General features: G+C 47.5%; 1 protein-coding gene and 1 pseudogene. One reads left to right on the top strand and one right to left on the bottom strand.

All coding sequences use genetic code 11. The features are described from left to right. Positions 1–69: 69 nt before the first annotated feature. Positions 70–918, top strand: a pseudogene (locus H9S92_RS06680) (transposase); the annotation flags it as partial. 64 nt (positions 919–982) lie between these two features. Here the strand turns inward: H9S92_RS06680 and H9S92_RS22805 are convergent. Then, positions 983–1,489 carry an IS1 family transposase gene (locus H9S92_RS22805; protein WP_406612112.1) on the bottom strand — a complete coding sequence of 169 codons (507 nt, stop codon included), beginning with the start codon at positions 1,487–1,489 and terminating at the stop codon, positions 983–985. Between the last annotated feature and the right edge of the window lie 61 nt (positions 1,490–1,550).

Raw genomic sequence — 1,550 nt, 5'->3', positions numbered from 1 at the left:
CACACTACTCTACATTTTTAGAAAGTGCGAAGCGAGCACTACCTTAGGGGTTAACCACAACTCCAACTCATGCTCACTCCGCAACTGCGTAAATTTACTGACTTGTACGGAAAATACGGTCTTGGTGCTACAAAAAACCTTCACTTGATCTGCCAACTTCTCATTTTGGGAAGAACTTGCAGCCTATGGAAACTCAAGGATTATGTCGGCTTGGCCCTCGACAAACCGCTTGTTCAGCCCGCCAGTCACTATCAGCGATTGATTCGATTTTTCGATGCCTGGCAAGACAACGCTGGCTTTATTCTTGACGTTCAGCGACGAACGCTGAGCCTACTTCGTCGCTTTCGTTTTACTCACTTACTCTTGGATGGTACCAGTTGGAAGCGAGGTCAGCAAAAGTATCACTACATGGTGTTGAGCGTTCTAGTCGGCTCCGTGGCCATCCCCATCTATTGGAAACAACTAGGTAAAATTGGTGCTTCCTCCCAAGCAGAGCGCAAAGCTCTGTTTACTGAAGCGATGAAACATCTCGACCTGAAGGGCATGACGCTGCTTGCTGACCGAGAATATGTCGGCCAAGAATGGTTTAAGTTCCTGATTGACAACAAAATAGAGTTTGTCATCCGACTGAGGTTCGGCGACTTCTACCAAGCTGTAGACGAAGCTCCCGGTAAGACTTATCAGCAGATGTATGACCAGTGCCGGAGTCACGGTAAGTTCTGCCGCAAACGTATAAAGTTGGGTGGACAGTTCTATTTTATATCGATGCGTCCTAATCCTAAAGGGACCGCTGGTGATGAGGTGATCATTTTTCTGACGCGCCTCCGACCGGTCAAGAAGACTGTTGACCAATACATAAAGCGTTGGCGCATTGAGTGCTTATTCCGCCATCTCAAATCCAATGGTTTTGACCTAGAAGCGATCAATTTCAAACCCCTTGGGAAAAGCAACTTACTAATGGCCATCGTAGGGCGGCGGTGTATCAATAGTAATGGTGAGCCATCAAGTTTCGCTGCCAGAGGAAGTAGCCAATGGCCGCCACATGGTTCTCTAGCTTCTTCGAGAAAGCGACACTGCGCCGAACCAATCTACTTACCCTTGCTCTGACGCCCGTAAAATAACCTTCAATGAAAAAAGTAAGCGCCTTACTCGGATGATGCTGGTCACTTGGTATCGTCTGGTAGTATGCCTCCCAGTAATCGGTAGCAAACTGGCAGTGATCTCTTAACCGTTGCGGGAGCTTATCTAGCATTTTTTCGGCGTCCGCTTTGCCTCGACCTCCAACATGAAAGGCCAAAACCTGCTTGATCGCTGGGCAATAGACTACCCAAATCCAACGCTTGTTTTTCTTGCAGCCGACGAAAGACCACATCTCATCTAATTGAATTTCAACGGATTGTAGCTCTTCATCACTCAGATTCTCTAGGAGCTCGTAATCTACTCCCAAATTGTCCGGCGTTTGCTCCCAGATTGAAGCCGCAAAGTTCATCAGCCAAGTCATGCTCACTTCCATGGAACGACAAATTCCACGTAAGCTTACCCTTTCGCTA

The sequence above is a fragment of the Neolewinella lacunae genome (genome assembly GCF_014349155.1).
GTDB classification, from domain to species: domain Bacteria; phylum Bacteroidota; class Bacteroidia; order Chitinophagales; family Saprospiraceae; genus Neolewinella; species Neolewinella lacunae.
This window is presented reverse-complemented; position numbering and strand designations above follow the sequence as displayed.